This window comes from Mesorhizobium sp. WSM4830 (assembly GCF_055811495.1).
On sequence record NZ_JBVVQI010000128.1, the window covers coordinates 1 to 315 of the forward strand.

Genomic DNA, 315 nt, shown 5'->3' on the forward strand with positions numbered 1-315 from the left:
GGCGGCAGGTGCGCCTCGGCGAGATGCCTTTCGATCCTGCGATGGGCACGTTCGGCCAGTTCATGCTCGGCGATGGCTGACAGGAAGCGCGCCGCCGGCCATCCTTCCCGATCCGCCTGTTCGGCAAATTGCGGCCAGAGTGTCTTGATCGTCGGCAGCCTCAGTTCGTTGAGCATGATGCCGAGCCGGGCTTCGTCGATGGTGTGGGCGCCCTTCATGCGGCTTCCCCCGCATACGCCGTGCCGATCAGGGCTTCATAGCCATTGAGCGACGCCAGTTGCACATGAACGGTCGGCAACCGGGCCGGGTCCGGAG

Annotated in this window: 1 protein-coding gene; it reads right to left on the reverse strand. The window is 65.4% G+C overall.

The genetic code is table 11. The features are described from left to right. A partial coding sequence (locus AC0L2Y_RS34660; protein WP_473562349.1) for an ATP-binding protein occupies positions 1–218 on the reverse strand: 218 nt, incomplete at its 3' end. Positions 219–315: the final 97 nt, after the last annotated feature.